Origin of the sequence: Rhodococcus sp. W8901 (assembly GCF_013348805.1) — a bacterium.
Lineage (GTDB): Bacteria > Actinomycetota > Actinomycetes > Mycobacteriales > Mycobacteriaceae > Prescottella.
On the sequence record NZ_CP054690.1, the window covers coordinates 3,821,216 to 3,846,776 of the forward strand.

A 25,561-nucleotide genomic window follows, 5' to 3' on the forward strand; every position below is an offset into this window, starting at 1 on the left:
TCATCGGCCGGCACCGCCAACAGAATCGGGGTCAGTCCCGCGTCGTAACGACTTGTCCCCCGACCATCACGAGCGACGGCTCTGCGAGAACTTGCGGCCCGGTGCGCGGATCCTGTTCGTACACAATGAGATCGGCCGGGGCGCCCGGCTCGAGTCCGCCACCGCCGAGCCACGTCTGCGCATTCCAGCACGCGGCGCCGAGAGCCTCGGTGGGCGTCATGCCGACCTTGCCGAGCGAGGCGACCTCGTCGGCGATCCGCCCGTGCTTCACGTGTCCGCCGGCGTCGGTGCCCGCGTAGATCGCGATGCCTGCATCGCGCGCGGCACCGATGGTGTCGTTCACCCGCGCGTACAGGTCGCGCATGTGCGCGGCGTACACGGGGAATCGCGTCGCGCCGTCGGCGATCTCCGGGAAGTTGTCGATGTTGATCAGCGTCGGCACCAGCGCGGTGCCGCGTTCGGCCATCATCGCGATCGTGGTGTCGGTGAGCCCGGTGCCGTGCTCGATGCAGTCGATCCCGGCGTTGATCAGACCGGGCAGCGCGTCTTCGCCGAACACGTGGGCGGTGACCCGGGCGCCCTCGCGGTGCGCCGCCTCGATCGCGTCGACGAGGATGCCGTCGCTCCACAGCGGTGCCAGGTCACCGACCTCGCGGTCGATCCAGTCGCCCACGAGCTTGACCCAGCCGTCACCGGCGCGAGCCTGCCGCACCACCTCGTCGGGCAACTGGGACTCGTCCTCGAGATCCACCGGCAGCCCGCGGATGTACCGCTTCGGGGCGGCGATGTGCCGTCCGGCGCGGATGATCCGCGGCAGCCCCGCGACGTCGTCGAGCGAGCGGGTGTCCACCGGCGATCCGGCGTCGCGGATCAGCAGGACGCCGGCGTCACGCTCGGTGCGGGCCTGTGCCAGCGCACCGTCCAGGTCCTCCGCACCGCCGCCGTACCGGATCCCGACGTGGCAGTGCGCGTCGACGAGACCCGGCAGGATCCAGCCGTCCGTGCACAGCGTCCTCGCGCCGGGCACCGGCTCGGCCGAGAACACACCGTCGCGCACCCACATGTCGAACGGTTGCTCGTCGGGCAGTCCGGTGCCCCGCAGGTGGAACGAGCTCACGGATGTGCCTACTTCTTGGGGAGCTTGAGCTGCGACAGATCGATGCCCTCGAGTCCCGGCGGCAACTGGTCGAGACCCTTGGGCATGTTCGACAGGTCCGGCATGCCGGCGGGCATGCCACCCATGCCCGGCATTCCGGCGGGGAAGCCGCCCGGGAAACCACCCCGGATCTTGGGCTGCGTCGGGCCCTTGCCGCCCTTCTTGCCCTTCTTCCCCTTCTTGCCCTTCATCTGCTTGCGCGCACCGGGCATGCCCATGCGTCCGGCCATCGCGGCCATCATCTTGCGGGCCTCGAAGAAGCGCTCGACGAGCTGATTGACGTCGGAGACCTTGACGCCCGAGCCGTTCGCGATCCGCAGTCGACGCGAACCGTTGATGATCTTCGGGTTCTCGCGCTCCTCCGGGGTCATGCCTCGGATGATCGCCTGGATCCGGTCGAGCTGCTTCTCGTCGACGTTGGCGAGCGCGTCCTTCATCTGCCCCGCGCCGGGCAGCATGCCCAGCAGGTTGCCGATGGGGCCCATCTTGCGCACGGCCATCATCTGGTCGAGGAAGTCCTCGAGCGTCAGCTGGCCGGAGCCGATCTTGTGCGCGGTCTCCTCAGCCTGCTGCGCATCGAACACCTGCTCGGCCTGCTCGATGAGGCTGAGCACGTCGCCCATGCCGAGAATGCGGCTGGCCATACGGTCCGGGTGGAAGACGTCGAAGTCTTCGAGTTTCTCGCCGGTCGACGCGAACAGAATCGGCTCGCCGGTGACCTCGCGGACGCTCAGCGCGGCGCCGCCGCGGGCGTCGCCGTCGAGCTTGGTGAGCACGACGCCGGTGAAACCGACGCCCTCACGGAACGCCTCGGCGGTGCTGACCGCGTCCTGACCGATCATCGAGTCGAGCACGAAGATCGTCTCGTCGGGCTGGACGGCGTCGCGGATCCCGGCGGCCTGCGCCATCAGGTCCGCATCGATGCCGAGACGTCCGGCGGTATCGACGATCACGACGTCGTACTGCTTGTTGCGGGCTTCCTCGACACCGGCCTTGGCGACCTCGACGGGGTCGGCGGCCGAGACACCGAGCGCGTTGTCGCCACCACCGATCGACGTGCCGGGATGCGGCGCGAACACCGCGGCACCCGCGCGCTCACCAACGATCTGCAGCTGGCTGACGGCGCCGGGACGCTGGAGGTCACACGCGACGAGCAGCGGGGTGTGGCCCTGGTCCTTGAGCCACTTCGCGAGCTTGCCGGCGAGGGTGGTCTTACCGGAACCCTGCAGACCGGCCAGCATGATCACCGTCGGCGGCGTCTTCGCGAACTGCAGACGACGCGTCTCGCCGCCCAGGATGCCGACGAGTTCCTCGTTGACGATCTTGACGACCTGCTGCGCCGGGTTGAGCGCGCCGGAGACCTCAGCGCCCTTCGCGCGTTCCTTGATCTTGGCGATGAAGGAGCGGACGACGGGCAGCGCGACGTCAGCCTCGAGGAGTGCGAGACGGATCTCGCGGCACGTGGCGTCGATGTCGGCTCCGGAGAGTCGACCCTTGCCACGCAGATCCTTGAGGGCTCCGGTCAACCTGTCGGAAAGGGATTCGAACACCGAGTGCGCTCCTGAGCTCTGAGAGAAGGCCGTGAATATTCTCGCAACCAGGGTAACCGCTCGACGCGGTCGGACCGCGCGGCAACCCTGTACCCGGCACCGATGAACCGGCGAACGGCGCCGCGGGCGGTTCCTGCGACAACGCCCGAGAGCGCACCGCAGCAACCGCCCGATGTCGACCGCGCCGGGCTCAGGTGGACTCGGAGTCCGGCTCCTTCTCGGGTTCCGGCGCCGGGACGACGGACAGGATCGCACGCTCGAGCCGCTCGCGCCCGGCCCTGGTGTCGGACTCCGACAGCCGGATACAGAACGCGTCCACCACCGACGAGCCCAGCGTGCTCACCCGCGCCCAGCGCACGTCGGCGCCGTTTCGCTCGAGTACCCGGGCCAACCGGCTGAGCAGGCCCAACCGGTCCTCCGCACGCAGTTCCACGATCACCTGACCCGATTCGTCGGCTCCCTCGGTTTCGAACCAGATCACCCGAGGCGGAGCCTGCGCGTACTGCACCGGAACGGCCGCCGCGGTCCGATCCTCGAGCGGCTGCGTCCCGCGCGACTCCAGCTCCCGCGCGTCCAGTTGCTCGAGGACGTCCACCTCCCCCGCCATCGCCCGGATCAGCTCCTGCCGCAGCAGGCCGGCCTGGGGCGGGGCCCCGAACCGCGGCGCGACGACGAACGAGTTGATCGCCGAGGTGCCGTGGCTGCCCAGCGACGCCGACAGCACACGCAGCGAGTTGAGGGCCAGCACGCCCGCCTCGTGGGACAGCAGTCCGGGCGTGTCGGGCGCGACGACGGTGACCACGAACGTGTGCGCGGCAGACCCGGGATGGAGGGACACATGCACCCCGCCGCGGGCCGCCAGGTCGATCAGCGCAGGATCGATCGGATCCGGCACCGGCAGCTTCTCCCCCGCCATCGCGAGGCGGCAGCGCCGCACCAGCTCACCGATCAGGGACGACTTCCAGTCGCCCCACACACCCGGTCCGGTCGCCAGCGAGTCGGCCTCGGCGAGCGCGTGGAGCAGCTCGAGCAGCACCGGGTCGCCGCCCAGCTTGTCCACCACCATCTGCACGGTCCCCGGATCGTCCAGGTCCCGGCGGGTAGCCGTCTGCGCCAGCAGCAGATGGTGCCGCACCATCGCGGTCAGCAGCCCGATGTCCGACGGCCACAGCCCCAGCCGGGTCCCGATCTGCGTGGCCAGTTCGGCCCCGACCTCGCTGTGGTCGCCGCCGCGCCCCTTGCCGATGTCGTGCAGCAGCGCGCCGAGCATCAGCAGGTCGGGGCGCGCGACACGGGTGGTGAGCGCGCCCGCCTGCGCGACGGTCTCCACCAGGTGCCGGTCGACGGTCCACGTGTGGACGGCGTCGCGCGGCGGCAGGTCGCGCACCGCGCCCCATTCCGGCAGCAGCCGTCCCCACAGCCCGGTCCGGTCCAGGGCCTCGATCGTCGGGATCGCCCGCGTGCCCGACCCCAACAGCACCAGTAGGTCGCCGAGTGCGCCCTTGGGCCACGGCTCCCGCAGTTCGGGGGCGCTGTCGGAGAGCCGACTCAGCGTCGACGCGGAGATGGGCATCCCGGTCGACGCCGACGCGGCCGCGACCCGCACCACCAGGCCGGGGTCCCGCTTGGGCCGCGCGTCACGCGCCAGCACCACCTCGCCGGCATGCTCGACGACGCCCTCGTCGATCGGCCGTCGCACGGGAATCCCACGGAGCTTCGAAAGACCGCGCCGCGGAAGCGAATTGTTCGCCGTCCGCAGCCCGACATCCACCGAATAGCTGATGGTTCTGGCGCAGTCGCTGAGCGTGCGGGCCAGATCGAACCGATCGCCGATGCGCAGCGCCGCACCGATCTCGTCGGCGTCCTGCGCCCGCAACTGATCCCGCGAGCGGCCCGCAACCCGGTGCAGTTCGGTGCGCACGTCCAGCAGGCGCCGGTGTGCGAGCGCCAGCCCGCCACCCGGCGCGTCCGGCCCGAGACCGGGCATCCCGTCGGTGAGCTGCGCGATCGACAGTGCGTTGAGCAACTGGACGTCCCGCAGTCCGCCGCGTCCGTTCTTGAGATCCGGCTCGGCGCGGTGCGCGATCTCGCCGCTGCGCGCCCACCGGGAACGCGACTGCTCGACGAGTTCGTCGAAGCGCGAACGAATCCCGGTGCGCCACTGTCGCCGAACGCCACCGATGAGCAGGTGGCTCAGCTCGACGTCGCCGGCGATGTGGCGGGCCTCGAGCATGCCGAGCGTCGCGGTCAGGTCGGCTGTCGCGACCTGCAGGGCCTGCGGGACGGTTCGCACACTGTGATCGAGCTTGATGTGCGCGTCCCACAGCGGATACCACAACTGGTCGGCGACCTGCGAGACCACCGCGGGGTCGACGTCGTCGTGCAGCAGGATGAGGTCCAGGTCGGAGTAGGGCAGCATCTCGCGGCGCCCCAGTCCGCCGACCGCGACGATCGCGAACCCCGAGTCCGGGCGGATGCCCAGTTCGTTTCCTTTTGTGGTGAGCCAGAATTCGTGAAGATCGACCAGGGCGTGGCGCAGCGAGGGGGCGTCGAGACGGTGGTGACGGGAACCGCCCGTCAGCAACTGTTCCCGCGCCCGGGCAAGGTCCCGGGCCTCGTCCGGATGTCCCGACTCCGCACCGCGAGACGCGGACGGCCCCGACCCGGCCGCCGTGGCGGCGACGGGATCAGGGCCGTCGAATCCGGACCCGTGAGGGTCAGAGCGCATCCGAACCTCGTTCCCCGGTTCGCACTCGGACAACCGATTCGACCGGTGTGACCCAGACCTTGCCGTCACCGATCTTGCCGGTGCGGGAGGCCTCGACGATGACCTCGACGACCTTGTCGACCGCGGCGTCGTCGACGACCACCTCGACGCGAACCTTGGGCACGAAGTCGACCGAGTACTCAGCTCCGCGGTAGACCTCCGTATGGCCCTTCTGCCGCCCGTAGCCCTGCACCTCGCTGACCGTCATCCCGAGCACACCGGCCTGTTCGAGGCCGGTCTTGACGTCCTCGAGTGTGAACGGTTTGACAATCGCCGTGATCAGCTTCATCTCTGTATCCCTTCGAAAAGTCTCATGTGCCCGATGTTCACTTTCCTTCAGTATCGCGTCAGGCGAAGTCGTATGCAGTTTCTGCGTGCTCACCCTCGTCGATTCCGCGTGCTTCCTTCTCCTTCGACACCCGCCATCCGAGGGGCTTGAGTGCGAAGGCGATGACCGCGGTGAGAACTGCGGTGAAGATCAGCGCACAGGCGGCGATCACGATCTGGATCACCAGCTGCTTGTAGTCGCCGCCGTAGAAGAGCCCGGTCTTGGTCGCGAAGAATCCGATCGCGACCGTGCCCCACAGGCCGGAGACCAGGTGGACACCGACGACGTCGAGCGAGTCGTCGTAGCCGAACTTGTACTTCAGGCCCACCGCGAGGGCGGACAGGATGCCGGCGATGGCGCCGAGCACGAGCGAACCGACCGGGCTCAGAGAACCTGCCGCCGGCGTGATCGCGACCAGACCGGCCACGGCGCCCGATGCCGCACCCAGGCTCGTCGCCTTGCCGTCGCGGATCCGCTCGGTGGCGAGCCAGCCGAGGATCGCGGCCGCGGTGGCCGAGGTGGTATTGACCCAGGCGAGACCGGCAGCACCGTCGGCGGCGAAGGCCGAACCGGCGTTGAATCCGAACCAGCCGAACCACAGCAGCGCGGCGCCGAGCATCACGAGCGGCAGGTTGTGCGGACGGAACGCGGTCTTGCCGAAGCCGATCCGCTTGCCGACGATGACCGCGAGCACGAATGCGGCCATGCCGGCGTTGATGTGGACCACGGTGCCGCCGGCGAAGTCGATCGGTGCGACCTGCGCGACCAGACCGCCCTCACCGTCGTCCATGGTTCCGAAGATCTTGGCGGCCAGTCCGTTCTCGGAGCCGGAGAGCAGCCCGCCGCCCCACACCATGTGTGCCAGCGGGAAGTAGACCACCGTCACCCAGATCGCGGAGAACGCCATCCACGTGCCGAACTTGACGCGCTCGGCCAGTGCGCCGCTGATGAGCGCGGTGGTGATGATCGCGAACGTCACCTGGAACGCGATATCGATGACATTCGGGTAACCCCATGCGCCGGCGATGAAGTTGCCGTCGGCGTCGGTGATGCTGTCCTTGAGGCCGAAGAACTCGAACGGGTTCGCGAAGACCCCGCCGATGTCCTCGGTCCCGTAGGACATCGACCAGCCCCACAGCACGTAGATGACGCCGATCACGGCCATGGACCCGAACGACATCATCATCATGTTCAGGACCGATTTGGACCGCGACATCCCGCCGTAGAAGAACGCGACGCCGGGTGTCATCAACAGCACCAGCGACGCGGCCATCAGCATCCATGCGGCGTTGCCGGAGCTCGCCACCACTTCCTCGGGACTCACTAGAACCTCCCTCTCGCGCGCCGGGCAGCACGTCGTCATGGAGAAGAGTGGTCACGCGGTGTTTCCGGCAGGGCTCTCGGCTGTTTCGCGTAGGTGAACGCATGGCCAGACTATGTTGCGGGCACGTTTCATCAGGGAGTTTTCGCGAGGATCCTGCCCGTTACGAGCCCAACTGCTCGCGCATATCGACGCCCAACCACCCCGGAACCGGACGCTTGGGACCCGGCGAACAGTACGCATCCGGGGCCTCCGGACAGGAGCCGAGCGGGGCGATTCCGGCATTGATTCCCTGTCCTGCCCAAGGGATTCCCGCCGCCTTGTTCACCACGAGGGCGGACGATCCACCGCCGTCGAGCCCCACGGCCAGCTCGGCGCCGAGCGCCCGGTACAGATCCTGCACGTTCCCGAGGGTGAAACCGTCCGGCTCGTTCGATCCGCCTTGCAGGATGTACAACTGGTCGCGAGCAGTGTTGTAGCCGATGGCGGTTCGGGCCGCGCGTCGGATCGGGTTGTCGACGAACTGGAACTCCCCGGCCGGCCCACGCAGCTTGACGCCCGCGAACGCCGTGAACTCGCGCCCGCCGAACTCCAACTGGTCGACCCGCCGTCTGGTCTCCTCGTTGCTGAACGGGCCTTCGGCGTCGTGCAGCTCGAACGACACCGGCATCGGCAGTCCCGCGACGTTGTCGTCGACGACGAAGAACGTCGACAGCGGCGACCACACCTGCCCGGCACCGTCGCTCAGGCCCTCGGACCCGACGAAGTACCGGTCCCAGAACTTCGAGAAATCCAGGCTCCGCGTCGCCAGGTGAGTGTCGTAGTACGTCCCGAGCGGCGACGAGCACCCGCTGCGTGCCCAACTCGTGCCTTCGGACTGCGGGCGCACATCGAAGAAGTTGGTGTTGATCGCAATTGCGGGCTGCCCCATGCGGTTCCACGCATCGACGGGCGGGTACAGCTCCGACGTCTGCTGGATCCCACCGGCGACCGCGGTGGGCGTCGCCTCACATCGCAACGAGTCACCGGCCTTGCGATCCACGAGCAACTCCGACGTGAGCGGTGACCGCGAGGCCCCCGGGATCACGATCAGCCGGCTGTCGGTGCCCATGTCGTAGACGCTGCCGTCCGCACGCTGCATCGGCAGCCGGAAGTCGGGGCCGAACTGGTAGACGACGGGGCTGCCCCCGGCTGCCGCGACGGCGCCGTCGAGCCGCGCCCGGGCATCGGTGAACGGGTCGGCCGACGCGGGGGCGGTGCCCACGAATCCGGCCAGGAGAACGGCCCCTGCCGCGGCGGTCAGAAAGGTCCGGACGGTTCGCACTACGCGCCTCCCCCAGCGTGAACTCGTGACCGAGCAACGCGGATGCGCTCGACTCCCCCGACACGTCACGAACAACGGGCCCCAGTAGATCGCTCTACCGAGGCCCGTTGTCCGAGTGCATGTCATCCGTTACGTCGTCGTGACCCCCGTCCGGACAACGCGGACGGAAGGGATCGGCGCACCGGACGAAACCGGCTATCCGAGAAGTGCGTCGACGAACGCCCCCGGCTCGAACGGCGCCAGATCGTCGGCACCCTCGCCGAGGCCGACGAGCTTGACCGGAACGCCCAGCTCGTGCTGGACCTGGAACACGATGCCACCCTTCGCGGTGCCGTCCAGCTTGGTCAGCACGACGCCGGTGATGTCGACGACCTCCGCGAAGACCCGGGCCTGCATCAGGCCGTTCTGCCCGACGGTGGCGTCGAGGACCAGCAGGACGTCGTCGACGGCCGCCTTCTTCTCGACCACACGCTTGACCTTGCCGAGCTCGTCCATGAGGCCTGTCTTGGTGTGCAGGCGGCCGGCGGTGTCGATCAGGACGACGTCGACGCCGTCCTCGATGCCCTTGGCAACCGAGTCGAACGCGATCGCGGCCGGGTCGCCGCCCTCCTTGCCGCGCACCACCTCGGCGCCGACCCGCTCGGCCCACGTCTGCAGCTGATCCGCTGCCGCGGCACGGAACGTGTCGGCGGCACCGAGCAGGACACGGCGGCCGTCGGCGACCAGCACGCGGGCGAGCTTGCCGGTCGTGGTGGTCTTGCCGGTGCCGTTGACACCGACCACGAGCAGCACCGCGGGATGATCACCGTGCGGCAAGGCATGGATGGAGCGATCCATCTCGGGGCGCAGTTCCTCGACGAGCACCTCGCGCAGGAGCGCGCGGGCATCGGCCTCGCTGCGCACGCCGCGGGCCGCCATCTGCTCACGCAGACGTTCCACGACCTTGGTCGTCGTTGCGGTGCCGAGGTCCGCGATCAGCAGGGTGTCCTCGACCTCCTCCCACGAATCCTCGTCGAGGTCACCACCACCGAGCAGGCCGAGCAGGCTCTTGCCGACCGCGTTCTGCGACCGCGACAGACGACCGCGCAGGCGGTCCAGACGGCCCTCGGTGGGTTCGATCTCCTCGATCGCCGGCGCGGGGGCGGCCTCGACGACGGGCTCGGGCTCGACGACGGGCTCAGGCTCGGGGGCGGGCTCGACGACCGGCTCCGGCTCCGCGACCGGCGCGACAGCCGGCTTCTCCTCGACAATCGGCTCGGGCTCCGCGACCGGCGCGACGAACGGCTTCTCCTCGACGACCGGCTCCGCCGCGGGGGCGGGCTCGGGCTCGACGACGGGTTCCGGCTCCGCGACGGGCTCGGGGGCGGGCGGCGGCGTGGGCTCCGGGGCAGGTGCGGGTGCGGCCGGCGGGACGGGGGGCGCCGTCGGAGGAACAGGCGGTGCGGCCGGCGGCACCGGGGGTGCTGCCGGCGGCGTCTTCGGCGCCGCCGGGGGCACCTTCGGCGGCGCGGTGGCCGTCGGCCCCTGGCTGAAGTTGAATCCGCCACCGGCTTGATACCCGCCCGAACGGTCCTTCGGCTGCTCCGTCAGCTCCGGCTTTTCGGGCGCGGTCAGGCTGATGCGGCGACGTCGGGCCATGGTGAGGCCGACGACGAGCGCAACGACAAGGACGGCCAGTACGGCCGCTATTGCTATCCAGGCTCCGGTAGTCACCCCAACATCCTGTCAGGCTGCTCGCGGCTGTGACGTGTCCGGGCAAGAGAGGCGACGCGGGGCGGCGGCCGCACGTGACACCCGGGGATCCGATCCCCGGGTGTCACGTGCCGCCGCGGCGCGCCTTCTACAGCAGTCCGGCGATCTCCTCGGCGATCTGTTCGGGGGTGACGGTCGGCTCGAAGCGGCGAACGACCTCGCCGTCGCGGTCGACGAGGAACTTCGTGAAGTTCCACTTCACCTCGTCGGTGCCGATCGCCTCGGGACGGGTCTTGCTGACGTGCTCGTAGAGGAATCCGTGGTCCGGTCCGAAGTCGCCCGGGGCGGCGGCGCGCAGGTACGTGAACAGCGGGTGCGCGTCGTCGCCGTTGACCTCGAGCTTGGCGTACACCGGGAAGGTGACGTTGTAGTTGACGCTGCAGAACTGCTGGATCTCGGCGTCGTCGCCGGGTTCCTGGTCCCCGAACTGATTGCACGGGAACCCGACGACCTGGAGCCCGCGATCCTTGTTCGCCCCGTAGAGCGCCTCGAGCCCCTCGTACTGCGGGGTCAGTCCGCACTTGCTGGCCACGTTGACGATCAGCAGCAACCGGCCCTTGTAAGTGCTCAGATCCTTGGTGGTTCCGTCCGCGGTCTTCACCGGGAAATCGTGGGCGTTCATCGGTTCTCCCATTCGTCTACTCATCGAGTGTTATCGAGTGCGGACACGCGGTCGCGTGCACGTGGATGAAGGTTCCGGTGTCACCCGGCGACCAGGTCCTGACCGCGCAGCCTCTGCGAGATCACGGTGGTGATGCCGTCGCCGCGCATGCTCACGCCGTACAGCGCGTCGGCCACCTCCATCGTCGGCTTCTGGTGCGTGATGACGATCAGCTGCGACTTCTCCCGCAGCTGCTCGAACAGACCGATCAGTCGACGCAGGTTGGTGTCGTCGAGTGCGGCCTCCACCTCGTCCATGACGTAGAACGGCGACGGCCGGGCCCGGAAGATCGCGACGAGCATCGCGACCGCGGTGAGCGACTTCTCGCCACCGGACAGCAGCGACAGCCGCTTGACCTTCTTGCCGGGTGGCCGGGCCTCGACCTCGATGCCGGTGGTGAGCATGTCTGACGGGTCGGTGAGCACCAGGCGGCCCTCGCCGCCGGGGAACAGCTTCGCGAACACCTCGACGAACTCGCGCTCGACGTCGGCGTAGGCCTCGGTGAACAGCTCGAGGATGCGGGTGTCGACATCGACGACGACGCCGAGGAGATCCTTGCGCGCGTTCTTCACGTCCTCGAGCTGGGTGGACAGGAAGTTGTAGCGCTCCTCGAGCGCCGCGAACTCCTCCAGCGCCAGCGGGTTGACCTTGCCGAGCGTCGCGAGGTCCTTCTCGGCCCGCTTCGCGCGACGTTCCTGCGTCGCGCGGTCGTACGGTACCGGCGCGGGCCTGGTGACCTGCTCCCCGCGCTCGCGGGCCTGCTCGTACTCGGCGATCTCGAGCTCGGTGGGCGGCAGTGGGACGTCGGGCCCGTACTCGGCGATCAGGTCGTCGAGTGCGATGGCGTACTGCTCGAGGATCGTCTGCTCGAGCTGTTCGATCCGCAGCGCGGCCTGCGCGCGGGCCACCTCGTCGCGGTGGACCGCGTCGGTGAGCGACGCCATCTGCGCGGTGAGCTGCCGGACCTGTTCCCGGACGGCCTCGACCTGTTCGGTGTGAGCGGCGCGCAGGCGGGCGAGTTCGTCCCGATGGGCGGCGGCCGCTGCGACCACCCGTTCGAGTCGTCCCGCGATCCGTCCACCGGCGTCGGCCACGGCGGCCGCGACAGCGGCCGCGGTCTGCCGGGCCCGCAACGCCCGTTCCGCGCGGGCTCGGGCCTCACGCTCGGCCTGGGCCGCCCGGCGGAGCGAATCAGCCTTGCCGCGAACGGATTCCGCACGTTCCTCGGCGGTGCGGACCGCGAGTCGTGCCTCCACCTCGACCGCGCGCACCTCGGTCAGAGCCGCTGCGGCTGCTTCACGCTCGAGGGTGGTGGCGTCGGGACCGTCGGCATCGGCCGGATCCCCACCCGACTGCTCCTCCTCGGCCCGCCGCAACCGTCCCTCGAGTTCCGCGAGCGACGCCAGGGTCTCGTCCCGGCCGGTCTCCGCCTTCAGCCGCTGCGCGACGAGCCGCTCGGATTCGGCGTGCGCGGCCCGGACAACCTGCCCCAGCCTCCCCAACTGCTCGTAGACCGCGGACAGCGCGGCGTCGGACTCGTGCAGCGCGGCCAGGGCCTGCTCGGTGACCTCGGCCCGATCGGCCTGTTCGGCGACCGCGCCGGCGAGCGCCGCCGTCAACTCCTCGGCACGCCGCTCGGCGGCCTCGAGGCCGGCGACGGAGGTGTCGATCGCGGCCTGCACCTCGAGCGTGCTGGGCCGACGGTCCGAGCCGCCGGTGATCCAGCCGGCCCCGACGAGGTCGCCGTCGCGGGTCACCACACGCACCGACGGCATCGCCCGCACCAGTTCGGTGGCGTCGTCGAGCGAGTCGACAACCGCGACGCCCGCGAGGAGCGCCGTGATCCCGGAGCGCACCGACTCGGGGCACTCGACGACGTCCGCAACCCACTTCGCCGTCCCAGTCAGCGTGGGACGTGTTGTACTACCGCGGTTTTCGATCGTGAAAACGATTGCGGCCCGTCCGCCGTCCGCGGCCTTGAGCTCCTGCACCGCACTCGCGGCGGCAGCGGCGGACTCCGCGACGATCGCGTCGGCCGCGGGGCCCATGACGGCGGCGACGGCAGCCTCGAAACCCGCGTCGACGCGGATCAACTCGGCCACCACACCCGTCAGGCCCAGGTCAGCGTGATGCTCGAGCAGCCACGCGCCACCGTCCTGGCGTTCGAGACCCATCGACAGGGCGTCGATCCGAGCCTTCAGCGACGCCACTTCCTGACCCGCGGCACGCTCGGCCGCCTGCAGTTCGGTGACCCGGTCGGTCACGAGAGTCAGTGCCGCGACGGCACGTTCGTGGTGGCCGTCCAGACCCACCTCGCCGGCGTCGAGGTCGTCGACCGTGGCCTCGACGGCGTCGAACTCGGTCTGCGCCGCGTCCCCGCGCTGTCGGGCCTCGTCGATCGCGACGTCGAGGCGGGCGACCTCAGCGTCCACGGATTCTGCCCGGGTCCGCAATGTGTCGACCTGCCCCGACAGCCGGGCCAGTCCTTCACGTCGGTCCGCGATCGCCCGCACCGCCGCGAGGTGGGCGCGCTCGGCGTCGGCAGCGGCCTCCTCACGTTCGGCGAGTTGCTCGCGGGCCGCCTCCAGGGTGGCGCGCGCGATCTCGACCGCCGCGACGAGTTCGGCCTCCTCCTGCGCGATCCGCTCGGCGCGGGCCTCCATCTCGTCCGGATCCTGTCCGCGACCGGCGTCCGGCTCGGCGTCGAGATGACGCGCCCGCTCCTGCGCGATCCGGATCGTGGCACTCACCCGTTCGGCCAGCGCCGACAGCTGGAACCATGTCTGGCCCGCGGCCTCGGCCTGCGGTGTCAGGCGGGCGAGGGCCTGCTCGTGCCCACCGAGTTCGGCGGTGGCCGCCTCGAGCGCGGCCTGCACCGCTTCCTGCTGCTGCCGGGCGAGCTTCTCGTCGTGCGTCTGGCTGGCGAGTTCGGTGCGCCGCGTGACGAGGTCGTCGGCGGCCAGTCTCAGGCGCGCGTCGCGCAGGTCCGCCTGCACGCTCTGCGCTCGCCGGGCGACCTCGGCCTGCCGGCCGAGCGGCTTGAGCTGTCGACGCAACTCCGCGGTGAGGTCGGTGAGCCGCGCGAGGTTGGCCTGCATCGCATCGAGCTTGCGGACGGCCTTTTCCTTGCGCTTGCGGTGCTTGAGGACACCCGCGGCCTCCTCGATGAACGCCCGCCGGTCCTCCGGACGGGATTCGAGGATCGCGGACAACCGCCCCTGACCGACGATGACGTGCATCTCGCGGCCGATGCCGGAGTCACTGAGCAGTTCCTGCACGTCCATCAGCCGACACGAGTTGCCGTTGATCTCGTACTCGCCGGCGCCATCGCGGAACATGCGCCGCGTGATGGACACCTCGGAGTACTCGATCGGCAGCGCGCCGTCGGAGTTGTCGATCGTCAGCGTCACCTCGGCGCGACCCAGCGGCGCGCGGCCGGCGGTACCGGCGAAGATGACGTCCTGCATCTTGCCGCCGCGCAGCGCCTTCGCGCCCTGCTCGCCCATCACCCAGGTGAGAGCGTCGACCACGTTGGACTTGCCCGAACCATTGGGGCCGACGACGCACGTGATGCCGGGCTCGAACCGCAGAGTCGTGGCAGACGCGAAGGATTTGAAGCCCTTCAACGTCAGACTCTTCAGGTGCATGACGGTGGACTCTACCGGCGGATCAGCGCTCGACGAACCCGGAAAGGCCCCCGCGTGCCGCGCCGAAGTGCTCGACGACGAGCGTCACACTGCCCGGCGTCTGCCCCGACCGCAGCAGCGCCAGGAGCCGCTCGAGCGCATCGCGCGGCCCCTCGGCGATCACGAGCACCCGGCCGTCGACGTGATTGGTCGCATGGCCGGACAGACCCAGTTCGAGGGCGCGCGCCCGGGTCCACCACCGGAATCCGACACCCTGGACATATCCGTGGACCCAGGCGGTGAGGCGTTCGGTGTCGGGACTCATGACGGCAATTATCCGACGGGCGCCGTGAGCCTGCGGACGTGCGGGCCATCGGCTCGGCCGCGCCCCATCCCGAGAACCCCCATGCCGGCCACCGGTCCGCAGTGCCCGTCGTCTGCAATGCCGGATCAGTCCTACCGGACCCGCGGAGCGTTGCGATGCGAAGTGATCACAGTGGTCGATTCACGCCACGCTACTGATCAGCAAATATATCGTGGTCGTCATGTCGCGGCCACATGGTCAGACGTGGCCCATTCCAGTGGGGGTTGAGCATGTCGCCAAGGGGCCTGTCACGCACCGCCGTAGCGCTACTCGCTGTTGCACTGACGTGTGCTGCGGCGCCGGCCGGTTGCGTCCATGAAGATGGTGTACGAACCGGAGCCGATTGAGATGGCCGGCGTGTCGTAGCCGAACGAAAGACGGTCACCGCGTGATTCTTCGAGAGACCTACCAAGTCGACTCGAGACAGGACCACACGATGACCACTGCCCACGATATAGACCTGCGCCAGCTCGTCGAAGACCGACTCACCGGAGCAAGCCCGGACCTGCTGCGCGAGCTGCTCACAATGTTCATCCGCGCGCTGATGGGCGCCGAAGCCGACGTCCTGTGCGGCGCCGGCTACGGGCAACGCTCCGACGAACGTATCAACTCGCGCAACGGATACCGGCACCGAGACTTCGACACCCGCGTCGGGACCCTCGACGTCGCGATCCCGAAACTGCGTTCGGGAAGCTACTTCCCGGATTGGCTGCTCGAGCGCCGCAAGCGCGCGGAGCGGGCCCTGACCACGGTGGTCGCGACCTGCTATCTGCTCGGGGTGTCGACCCGCCGGATGGAGAAGCTGGTCGAGACGTTGGGCATCACCTCGCTCTCGAAGTCCCAGGTCAGCATCATGGCGAAAGAGTTGGACGAGCAGGTCGAGGCGTTCCGCAGCCGCCCCCTCGACGCCGGCCCGTACACGTTCGTCGCCGCCGACGCCCTCGTGCTCAAGGTCCGCGAGAACGGGCGGGTGGTGAACGTCCACGCCCTGGTCGCGGTCGGGGTCAACGCGGACGGCTACCGCGAAATCCTGGGCATCGATGTCACCTCCGCCGAGGACGGTGCCGGCTGGCTCACGTTCTTCCGCGGGATGGTCGCCCGCGGCCTGTCCGGGGTGAAGTTGGTGACCTCCGATGCCCACGCCGGCCTGGTCGCGGCGATCGGCGCCACCCTGCCCGGTGCTTCCTGGCAGCGTTGCCGCACCCACTACGCGACGAATTTGATGTCGGTCACCCCGAAGTCGTCGTGGCCGTGGGTGCGCACGCTGCTGCACTCGGTCTACGACCAACCCGATTCGGAATCCGTTCACGCACAATATGATCGGATCATCGAAGCCCTCACCGAGAAGCTCCCGAAGGTCGCCGACCACCTCGACGGAGCCCGGGTCGATCTACTCGCGTTCACTGCGTTCCCGAAACAGATCTGGCGACAGATCTGGTCCAACAACCCGCAAGAGCGGTTGAACAAGGAGATCCGCCGACGCACCGACGTCGTCGGGATCTTCCCCGACCGCGCCGCCCTGATCCGCCTCGTTGGCGCCGTGCTCGCCGAACAACACGACGAGTGGATCGAGGGACGCCGCTACCTCGGCCTCGACGTCCTCGCCCACGCCCGCGGAGACAAGCCCGCCGACACCACCGAACCCACCGAGGAGGTCACACCCGCCCTGACCGCATAGCCCCGCGAGGAATCACGCGGCGACCTCGTTACACCACGCCTCTGGACTTGACCCGCCGGCCGCCCTCGCAGAACCAACGGGCGACCCCTTCTACCGATATGACGGCACCGCACCATTGGCGTCCTACGAGCCTGGTGCGGTTCTCAAGACACGCAGCGTGCCGTACCACGTGGTCAACGTCCCGACACCGGTGCAGGCAGTGCAGGTGCTCTACCGATCGACCGACGCCCTCGGGCAGCCGTCCGCAAATGTGACCTCGATCCTGCGACCGGAGAATGCCCAGCCGAACAGAGTCGTTTCCTACCAGTCCTTCTACGACTCGCTGAACCCTGAGGACGGCCCGTCGAGAGCAATCGCCGGCGACATCACCATCGGTGGTGTGACCCCCAGCGGGCGCAACCCCAACATCGGCGGCACACTCCCCTCCGTCGAAACGGCCGTGTTCGGCCCACTGTTCGCGGCGGGCTACACGATCGTCGTCGCCGATACCGAGGGTCCGGATGCGCACTTCGCTGCCGGACCCGAGTACGGCATGATGACCCTCGATTCCCTACGCGCCGCCCGCAACGTTCCCGAAACCGGAATCACCGACGACGCCAAGATCGGCCTGATGGGGTATTCCGGTGGTGCGATCGCCACCAACTGGGCATCGATCCTCGCGCCCGAATATGCACCGGATATCAACGACGATCTGATCGGTGCCGCCCAGGGCGGCGTGCTCGTCAATCCGGTCAACAATCTCCGATACGCCAGCGGAAGCATCGGATGGGGCGGTGTTGTCGGAATGGGCGTGGTCGGTGTGGCCCGTTCGTACGACATCGACTTCAGCCCGTATCTCAGCGACCGGGGACGTGAGGTCATGGCTCGACTGGACGACGCGTCGATCAGCAATGTGATCGGGCAATATCCCGGCCTGACCTGGCAGGATCTCGTCAAACCGGAGTACGCGGATCCCAACTCGATTCCCGAGTACGTCGATGCCGTCAACCGGATCAACATGGGTACCGCGCCGATACCCACGATCCCGATGTTCATCGCTCAGGCAGCCAACGGAACCCTCGAGGGCACCCAACCGGGTGGCCCCGGTATCGGAGCGGGTGACGGCATCATGGTCACGGGAGATGTCCGTAGCCTCGCCATCAGATACTGCGACGCCGGACTGCCTGTTCAGTACGACCAGTACGACACCATCAGCCATTCCCCCGGCGGCGCGCTCTGGCTACCGGGCGCCCTCGTCTGGATCAACGACCGATTCGACGGTAAGCCCGCCCCGTCCAACTGCGCGAGCATCGCACCCGGGAATTCCCTTGCGCCACAAGAACACGCCAACCCCTGACCTGTCGCATCACATCCGCAGAACAGCGGGGTCGCACTCGACGTCGTCAGAGACCTCCGATACGCCGACCACCAACCCGAGCAGCCTCCGTCAGATATCGAATGCGATGACGTCCGGCCGCCGGTCGGCCACTACACGAGCATCGACTCGGAGGACGACGCGAAGGCCGGCCCAGCGAATTCGAACTTGGGACCGAACAGGTCGTTCAGCGGTCTTCGGGATGAGGGTGTTCGGTGCTCGGAATCTCGGTGACACGCCACCCTGCGAAGAATCGACGGGCGTTCACGAGATAGTTCCTCAGATGCCGGAAGAGCGCCGATACCTCCCAAAACTGCATGTTCATACCCAATGACCTCATACCGAGAGTGCAGTCATATCAGTCCGCCTCCGGTAACGCAGCCGCCTTGCAAACCGGGTAGGGACACCCCCCACTAGGTCGTGTCTGACAAAGCCTTTGTCCAGTCGATGACCGCCCGTGCTCGATACAGTGATCGAATGCTCATTTCCGCTGACGTGATCGACGTCCTGGGCCCGATGTCGGGTCTCGTTTTTGCTGGCGAGGCGGGTGGGCGTCTGACTTTCGCGCTGTGGCGAGACGGTGCAGTGCGTCTTCTCGACGACAGACTCGCCGAGAACTCGCAGCGAGAGCTCCCTCTGGAGGATGACGTCTGCGTCCTTGCGGCGTCCAGCCTCGATCTGCTCATACTCGCCTCCGCCGGCGGGCTCGTCATCGCCGTAGAGGAAGTGGTCACGGTGCCCGGAATACCCGCCGACGCGGCTGCGCTCCTGGGCGGTCTACTTGTCGTGGCTGTCCCGGACGGCGAGAGGCACCGGCTGCTCGCGCTCGATTCCGCGACCGGGGCGATCCTCGACGACCAGGCGATCGACGCCGACGATGCTCGCGCCTTCCTGTATCCGCATCCTGCCGAAGATACGGCGATTCTCGAGCTCGCCATGGGGCAGGATGGCGTTCTCGCGTTCCGCGTCGATGTCGAGGGATCACGCCTACATCTGACCGAGATCCTCGCAGGAGATGATCCCGTGATCGCGGGCTTCAGTCCGTCGGGCGCGAGGCTACTTGTCACCCCGTATCCAAGCAATCCGCAGACCGTACGGATGCTGTCGTGGCCTGATCTGAAGGAGATCTCACGGCTCGACGCGAGTGACGTCGACGCCGCGTACGGTTTCGGGCTCGCCGGGTGCTGGATCAACGACGACCGAGCCGCCGTGTACGCGACCGAGGACGCATTGATCGTCGCCGACGAGAACTTCGACTCGTCCGAACGCATCGCACTGCCGATCGACTTCGGCGACGAGGGAGAGATCGAAAGCCTCACGCATCTGGGTTCGGGGAACGTCGCCGTCGGCGCGTGGACGCCAGCCGGTCGACTCACCCTCGTCGTGCGCCTCAACGAAGGAAAGGACTGTGACTGACAACTCCTATGTACAGGCGACGACGGCGTTGAGGACGACCGCTGTGAACTGCCAACGAAGTTGGCAAATCCCGGAGCCCTGACCTGCGGTGTGACAACTAGCGTGTCAACGCCAGGGTGCGATCGTGGTCATCGAAGTTGGCAATAGTTCTGTCTGATTCCCAAGGCGGCCTTGGATCTCGTCGGATGCGGTCCACGGCCGACGGCCAGGCTGACCCGCGAGACATTGTCGTCAGCCCGCGCACTCCGTCGACGTCTCAGAGCTCGATGTCTGCCAGGTGTAGCTGTTCAACGGCCTACCCGAAATCTGACTGGTCCATGACAAGGAGACGGCACGAGCGGCTTGCACTGGCGCACCTAGTCGTCCTTCCGTCCACTCACCCGTCGATGATGGTCAGGTTGGCCATGCTGCGCAGTGATGAAACATCTGTGACGTGTGATCCGGAGAGTTCGAGCATTCCCAGATGCGGCAAGCCGGCCAGTGGCGAGACGTCCGTGATCGAGGTCCCCTCGAGGTCGAGCCAGGTCAGGCCCGTCAGGCCCGCCAGCGCAGCCACGTCGACTACCTCGGTCTCCGCGAGTTTGAGGCAGGTGAGGCCGCTCAGGCCCCCCAGGGGGTCGACGTCCCGGAGTGGCGTCCAGCGCAGATCCAGAAACTCCAGTCCGGTCAGACCGGCAAGCGGGGATACATCACTGACTTGCGTTGCGCTGAGGTAGAGGTGGGTGAGACCGTTCAGGCCCGCCAACGGGGACACCTCCCGCACAGGCGACCAGCGCAGGTCGAGCCTCTGCAACGCGGTCAGCGTCGACAGCGGGCGAAGATCGATCACTACCTCCCCGTGCAATCGCAGTTCGGTCAGGTTCGACAGTTCGGACAACGGGGCCAAGTCCGCCACGGGCAGCTGATCAAGCTCGAGAAACTCAGTCCGGGCGATGGCTTCAGCATCCAGAGGTGTCGAGATCGGACGGCCCAGCTGCGCGTTCACCGCAGCAACCACACCAGCCGCCCCACGACGCACGCTACGTCTCGGGCTCATCGTTCCGATCCTTCGCCTGTTCGGGACATGGTCCGGCGGGTCACGCCACCCTGGTTTTCGGGGCCGATGACCTCCGTGAGGAACTGCACCCGCGGGATCGGGGTTCGTGCCGCTTTGACAACTACCTGTCAAATTGCCAACTACGGTGTCAACTGTGACAACTAGCTGTCAAATTGCCAACTACGGTGTCCGTTCACAACCGCGGTGCGGTAGATGACTGCATGCTTGTCGTATCTCGTATCTCGTATCTCGTATCTCGTATCTCGTATCTCGTATCTCGTATCTCGTATCTAGTAGCGAGGCCGCGCCATCGCTTGATCTGGTTTCAGTTTCCTCGCCGAAGCCCCCCGAGGTTCGCCATCTCGGTGTTCGCCACCCACACCGCGATCACTCGACCAGTGTGGACGCGTACGTTGCTGCTGCGCCCGGCGACAAATCTCGGCACACGATAACTGTCTTGCGTCAAGAATCTGGCCGGCGATCACCACTGGGCCAAGTACGCACCCCCTGCCACAGCCTGCCTCTTCGCAGCACGCCCCGCCATGCCACCGCCGCGAGCGCGACTTCATAGCCGCCGATATCGCGATCGGCCGGGAGTCGGGGCAGACGAGCTCTCGGCCAACGACCGTATGTGATCTGCCACGAGAACCGCCACAAACCAGACCGATTTGTCGGCTTCGTCTGCTACCCATAGACCCATGAGACGCACGCTACTGGTAGGAATCGCAGCAACCGCCCTTCTCGTCGCCGGCTGCAGTTCGAACGATTCGGACACGAGTGCTTCCCCCACATCAACTGCTTCTAAGCAACCCGCCGCATCCACCTCGAGCGCAGTGGCCGAGGTTGCGTCCATGAAGATGGTGTACGAACCGGAGCCGATTGAGATGGCCGGCGTGTCGTAGCCGAACGAAAGACGGTCACCGCGTGATTCTTCGAGAGACCTACCAAGTCGACTCGAGACAGGACCACACGATGACCACTGCCCACGATATAGACCTGCGCCAGCTCGTCGAAGACCGACTCACCGGAGCAAGCCCGGACCTGCTGCGCGAGCTGCTCACAATGTTCATCCGCGCGCTGATGGGCGCCGAAGCCGACGTCCTGTGCGGCGCCGGCTACGGGCAACGCTCCGACGAACGTATCAACTCGCGCAACGGATACCGGCACCGAGACTTCGACACCCGCGTCGGGACCCTCGACGTCGCGATCCCGAAACTGCGTTCGGGAAGCTACTTCCCGGATTGGCTGCTCGAGCGCCGCAAGCGCGCGGAGCGGGCCCTGACCACGGTGGTCGCGACCTGCTATCTGCTCGGGGTGTCGACCCGCCGGATGGAGAAGCTGGTCGAGACGTTGGGCATCACCTCGCTCTCGAAGTCCCAGGTCAGCATCATGGCGAAAGAGTTGGACGAGCAGGTCGAGGCGTTCCGCAGCCGCCCCCTCGACGCCCGGCCCGTACACGTTCGTCGCCGCCGACGCCCTCGTGCTCAAGGTCCGCGAGAACGGGCGGGTGGTGAACGTCCACGCCCTGGTCGCGGTCGGGGTCAACGCGGACGGCTACCGCGAAATCCTGGGCATCGATGTCACCTCCGCCGAGGACGGTGCCGGCTGGCTCACGTTCTTCCGCGGGATGGTCGCCCGCGGCCTGTCCGGGGTGAAGTTGGTGACCTCCGATGCCCACGCCCGGCCTGGTCGCGGCGATCGGCGCCACCCCTGCCCGGTGCTTCCTGGCAGCGTTGCCGCACCCACTACGCGACGAATTTGATGTCGGTCACCCCGAAGTCGTCGTGGCCGTGGGTGCGCACGCTGCTGCACTCGGTCTACGACCAACCCGATTCGGAATCCGTTCACGCACAATATGATCGGATCATCGAAGCCCTCACCGAGAAGCTCCCGAAGGTCGCCGACCACCTCGACGGAGCCCGGGTCGATCTACTCGCGTTCACTGCGTTCCCGAAACAGATCTGGCGACAGATCTGGTCCAACAACCCGCAAGAGCGGTTGAACAAGGAGATCCGCCGACGCACCGACGTCGTCGGGATCTTCCCCCGACCGCGCCGCCCTGATCCGCCTCGTTGGCGCCGTGCTCGCCGAACAACACGACGAGTGGATCGAGGGACGCCGCTACCTCGGCCTCGACGTCCTCGCCCACGCCCGCGGAGACAAGCCCGCCGACACCACCGAACCCACCGAGGAGGTCACACCCGCCCTGACCGCATAGCCCCGCGAGGAATCACGCGGCGACCTCGTTACACCACGCCTCTGGACTTGACCGTGGCCGAGGCAACTTCCTCCGGGAAGGCCCCCTCCGGGCAGGCCCTCTACGACGAAACATGCGAGGACATTGCTGAGTCATTCGCCTCGCTTCGTGAGTTCGCAGAGAGCACGGGAGAGTCGTGGGATGCACAGAAGGCTGCCGACGACTTCATGGCGACCATGAAGGATCAGACTGGCTGGACTGTGCAGTTTGGGGCGGAGAGCGTCACGGTCACCGGAGGCGACCCGAGTCAGGGCATTCGCGTTGATGACTGGGACGACTTGAGCAAGTCCGATCAGGAACAGATCCGAAAGGCCGTCGAGGCCGCCGCAAAGGGCGAATGCTAGGACCAGCACTAACTTGCTGGTGACGACATCGGCCTGTATGGCCAATACCAGCCGCCGGAGACGTAGAACAACGAAAGACGCCCCACCCGTCGACTGAACTGACCCCCGGGAGTTGGACTGAGAAATCAGTTCAGACTCCCGGGGGTCAGTGTTTTGGATAGACGAAGTTCGCTGACGCAAGAGCAGCGCATCGCAGCAGTAGTGTTGTTCGAGAAAGGTGCGGCTTCGAGGGCCGTAGCGACGTCGTTGGAGGTGCCCCGCGATCCGATTCGTAGGTTGCACCAGCGGTGGCGGGTCCGAGGCAGAGGAGTGCTGGTGTCGAAGAGGGCAACGCCTGCTGTGTATCCGTTCGAACTGAAACTGGACCTTGTGCAGCGGTTCCTCGCGGGCGAGACACTCGCGGAGCTGGCGGAGGAAGGCGGGTTGTCTTCGCCTGTCCTGCTGCGTAGGTGGGTTCGGGAGTATCGCGCTCACGGCGAAGATGCGTTGCGGCCGAAGCCGAAGGGGCGACCAGCCAAGAGCACGGTCACGGGCGAGGAGACGGAGCTGGACCGTCTTCGCCGTGAGGTCGAGTATCTCCGGGCGGAGAACGCGTACCTGGGAAAATTGCGGGCCTTGATGGAGGAGAAACGACGGACAAGGTGAATGCCGTCGTTGCCCTCAAGGCCGTCCATTCCCTCACCACGTTGCTGAAGATCGCCGGTCTTGCGCGGTCGACGTTCTTCTACCACCAAGCCAGGCTGTCCGAGCCGGACAAGCACGCGGAGCTCAAGACCGCGATCCGGCAGATCTTCGACCGGCACGGCGGCCGCTACGGGCATCGCCGCATCCACCAGCGGCTGCGCCGCGAGGACTGGGTTCTGTCGAAGAAGACCGTCCTGAAGCTGATGAACACACTCGGGCTGCGTTGCGCGATCCGTCGCAAACGCTATGTCTCGTTCAAGGGCGAGCCCGGCAAGATCGCCCCGAACTTGTTGAGGCGCGACTTCACGACCACGGGGACGAACCAGAAGTGGGTCACCGACGTGACGGAGTTTCGTGTCGGCGAGCAGAAGGTCTACCTCTCGACGGTGATGGATCTGTTCGATCGGCAGATCATCGGTCACGCGCACGGAACTTCCCCGAATCTCGCGTTGACGAACACGTCGCTGCGCCGGGCGTTGAAGACCAGGCACCGAGGGCAGAAGCCGATTGTCCACTCCGATCAAGGATTCCAGTATCAGCATGTTTCCTGGCGGCGACTGCTGAAGGGGCGTGCGATCCAGTCGATGTCGCGCAAGGGCAACTGCCTCGACAACGCGGTCATGGAGAGCTTCTTCGGGCATTTGAAGGACGAGCTCTACTGCAACACCACGTTCCTCACTGTCGACACTCTCACCGTCGCGATCGATGACTACATCGCATGGTTCAACACCGAACGAAGCCACTCAACGCTGAAGGGCCTGAGCCCGGTTGAATACCGGGCTCAGGCCCTTGCCGCATAGCCCCGTTACGATCTCACTTGGCCAGTCCAACTTCCGGGGAGCAGTTCAGACATATGACGAGGTGGGGCGCCTTTCATTTCAGCCGGCGTCTCCCCGCCGCCGCACGAAACGGCTGTCTTGCGTCAAGAATCTGGCATGATTACAGCCGCCCGCAACTGCGTCTCCGGCCGTTCGTGTGCCGGCTCGAATCCCAACAGAATCGCGGTGTCAGCGACCAGAGTGGAAGCAAACAATGCACAACACCTCGCACGTGCTCGACGCGATTCGCTTAGCACGCGACGGATTCTGCGTGACGCGGAGCGAGTTTCCTGAGGACCTGCGCGCCGCGCTTATCGCAGACGCGGGCCGACACACTTTCACGACACCTCACGCTCACGTCGGTGGCGCCTTCGCCATGACCTCACTCGAACACCAGGACCGCGCGCCGGGCCGAGCGAGCGGATGGATCGGCGACGCTGCGAGCGCTGCAGGCCTCGGCGCCTTCGCTCCGAACGAGGCGAGCTACCAACGCTACCTACCAGGCGGCAACGGGATTCCACCCCATCGCGACCAGCGTTACTACGCGTCGTACATCGCGATCATCACCCTGCAGGGCACCGCTACGTTCGCGATCCATGCGTCCCGCAATCACAGAGATGTCGTCGAGCAGTGGACCACCCAACCCGGCGAGGTGATATTCCTGCGGGGTTGGCAACCCGGACAGCCCCACGACCCTCGGCCCTACCACCGAATCGACCCACCAGTCGACGTGCCGCGCCTGATGTTCCAACTCCGCCACAACCTCGCCGCGAGCACTCCCCCATCCCCGCTCCTCGCCGAGCTCACCGACACGGAAGTGCTGCAAGCAGCTGAACTCGCCGCTACCCGGCCCGCTCAACGAACATGACGTCCGCCGTAGAGGTCTCGACCGCGGTCAATTGCGGCTGATGTTGCCGATGATTCGGCCCACCGGTCGTGGATGCCCGGCGGTGGCCGCATTCGACGTGTGCACTTCTGCGACCAATCCGCTGGCTCCGGACGTCTGTTCGCGCACCTTCTCTACCGTTGCCGACCACGTCCGGCTACCGGTGGCCAGGTGCTGGGCTGGGTGCTAATCGAACGCCGGAACCCTGCCGGAAAGTCTGACGCAGGAGATAACCATTG

General features: G+C 67.3%; 17 protein-coding genes and 2 pseudogenes. 8 read left to right on the forward strand and 11 right to left on the reverse strand.

Translation table 11 applies throughout. The features are described from left to right. Positions 1–31: 31 nt before the first annotated feature. The 10 genes from HUN07_RS17880 to HUN07_RS17925 all read right to left on the reverse strand — a co-directional run bounded on the left by HUN07_RS17880 (position 32) and on the right by HUN07_RS17925 (position 14,810). Positions 32–1,117, reverse strand: a complete 1,086-nt coding sequence (locus HUN07_RS17880; RefSeq protein WP_174911568.1) for a metal-dependent hydrolase family protein — start codon at positions 1,115–1,117, stop codon at positions 32–34. An 8-nt stretch (positions 1,118–1,125) separates the two neighbouring features. After that, a complete protein-coding gene (ffh, locus tag HUN07_RS17885) occupies positions 1,126–2,706 on the reverse strand; it encodes a signal recognition particle protein (protein WP_114724065.1) in 1,581 nt (526 codons plus the stop codon). A 190-nt stretch (positions 2,707–2,896) separates the two neighbouring features. Then, a complete protein-coding gene (locus HUN07_RS17890; RefSeq protein ID WP_174911572.1) occupies positions 2,897–5,434 on the reverse strand; it encodes a [protein-PII] uridylyltransferase in 2,538 nt (845 codons plus the stop codon). Beyond that, a complete protein-coding gene (locus tag HUN07_RS17895) occupies positions 5,424–5,762 on the reverse strand; it encodes a P-II family nitrogen regulator (protein WP_114724063.1) in 339 nt (112 codons plus the stop codon). The genes HUN07_RS17890 and HUN07_RS17895 overlap by 11 nt, the downstream gene beginning before the upstream one ends. 58 nt (positions 5,763–5,820) lie before the next feature. Continuing rightward, the gene (locus HUN07_RS17900) at positions 5,821–7,080 is read right to left on the reverse strand and encodes an ammonium transporter (RefSeq protein WP_174914840.1); all 1,260 of its coding nucleotides are present in this window, start codon (positions 7,078–7,080) and stop codon (positions 5,821–5,823) included. Positions 7,081–7,285: 205 nt separating this feature from the next. Next, a complete protein-coding gene (locus HUN07_RS17905) occupies positions 7,286–8,446 on the reverse strand; it encodes a phosphodiester glycosidase family protein (protein WP_174911575.1) in 1,161 nt (386 codons plus the stop codon). A 195-nt stretch (positions 8,447–8,641) separates the two neighbouring features. Continuing rightward, complete coding sequence (gene ftsY, locus HUN07_RS17910; protein ID WP_174911578.1) at positions 8,642–10,159, reverse strand: signal recognition particle-docking protein FtsY; 1,518 nt, start codon at positions 10,157–10,159, stop codon at positions 8,642–8,644. 127 nt (positions 10,160–10,286) lie between these two features. After that, complete coding sequence (locus HUN07_RS17915) at positions 10,287–10,820, reverse strand: glutathione peroxidase (RefSeq protein WP_174911581.1); 534 nt, start codon at positions 10,818–10,820, stop codon at positions 10,287–10,289. A gap of 80 nt (positions 10,821–10,900) precedes the next feature. Next, the gene (gene smc / locus HUN07_RS17920; protein WP_174911583.1) at positions 10,901–14,506 is read right to left on the reverse strand and encodes a chromosome segregation protein SMC; all 3,606 of its coding nucleotides are present in this window, start codon (positions 14,504–14,506) and stop codon (positions 10,901–10,903) included. 22 nt (positions 14,507–14,528) lie between these two features. Continuing rightward, positions 14,529–14,810, reverse strand: a complete 282-nt coding sequence (locus tag HUN07_RS17925; protein ID WP_114724059.1) for an acylphosphatase — start codon at positions 14,808–14,810, stop codon at positions 14,529–14,531. Between the two features lie 475 nt (positions 14,811–15,285). Between HUN07_RS17925 and HUN07_RS17930 the strand changes: the two genes are divergently transcribed. The 3 genes and pseudogenes from HUN07_RS17930 (at position 15,286) to HUN07_RS17940 (ending at position 19,297) form a co-directional block, all read left to right on the forward strand. Beyond that, the gene (locus HUN07_RS17930; RefSeq protein WP_174910361.1) at positions 15,286–16,527 is read left to right on the forward strand and encodes an IS256 family transposase; all 1,242 of its coding nucleotides are present in this window, start codon (positions 15,286–15,288) and stop codon (positions 16,525–16,527) included. Positions 16,528–16,579: 52 nt separating this feature from the next. Beyond that, positions 16,580–17,863 (forward strand): annotated as a pseudogene (locus HUN07_RS17935) (lipase family protein); the annotation flags it as partial. A gap of 495 nt (positions 17,864–18,358) precedes the next feature. Continuing rightward, positions 18,359–19,297, forward strand: coding sequence for a hypothetical protein (locus HUN07_RS17940; RefSeq protein ID WP_174911593.1), 939 nt, complete (start codon positions 18,359–18,361; stop codon positions 19,295–19,297). A gap of 376 nt (positions 19,298–19,673) precedes the next feature. On the opposite strand, the gene HUN07_RS17945 is transcribed toward HUN07_RS17940, so the two are convergent. Then, the gene (locus tag HUN07_RS17945) at positions 19,674–20,282 is read right to left on the reverse strand and encodes a leucine-rich repeat domain-containing protein (protein WP_174911596.1); all 609 of its coding nucleotides are present in this window, start codon (positions 20,280–20,282) and stop codon (positions 19,674–19,676) included. Between the two features lie 1,023 nt (positions 20,283–21,305). Between HUN07_RS17945 and HUN07_RS17950 the strand changes: the two are divergent. From HUN07_RS17950 to HUN07_RS17965, 5 genes and pseudogenes are all read left to right on the forward strand, one after another. Beyond that, positions 21,306–22,551: pseudogene (locus HUN07_RS17950) on the forward strand (IS256 family transposase). A 53-nt stretch (positions 22,552–22,604) separates the two neighbouring features. Continuing rightward, positions 22,605–22,934 carry a hypothetical protein gene (locus tag HUN07_RS17955; protein ID WP_114724584.1) on the forward strand — a complete coding sequence of 110 codons (330 nt, stop codon included), beginning with the start codon at positions 22,605–22,607 and terminating at the stop codon, positions 22,932–22,934. A gap of 315 nt (positions 22,935–23,249) precedes the next feature. Continuing rightward, the gene (locus tag HUN07_RS27085; RefSeq protein WP_254622519.1) at positions 23,250–23,579 is read left to right on the forward strand and encodes a helix-turn-helix domain-containing protein; all 330 of its coding nucleotides are present in this window, start codon (positions 23,250–23,252) and stop codon (positions 23,577–23,579) included. Beyond that, the gene (locus HUN07_RS27090; protein WP_254622520.1) at positions 23,576–24,418 is read left to right on the forward strand and encodes an IS3 family transposase; all 843 of its coding nucleotides are present in this window, start codon (positions 23,576–23,578) and stop codon (positions 24,416–24,418) included. Before HUN07_RS27085 ends, HUN07_RS27090 begins: the two co-directional genes overlap by 4 nt. Positions 24,419–24,650: 232 nt before the next feature. Further along, the gene (locus HUN07_RS17965; RefSeq protein WP_114724583.1) at positions 24,651–25,304 is read left to right on the forward strand and encodes a hypothetical protein; all 654 of its coding nucleotides are present in this window, start codon (positions 24,651–24,653) and stop codon (positions 25,302–25,304) included. The last annotated feature ends 257 nt before the right edge of the window (positions 25,305–25,561 follow it).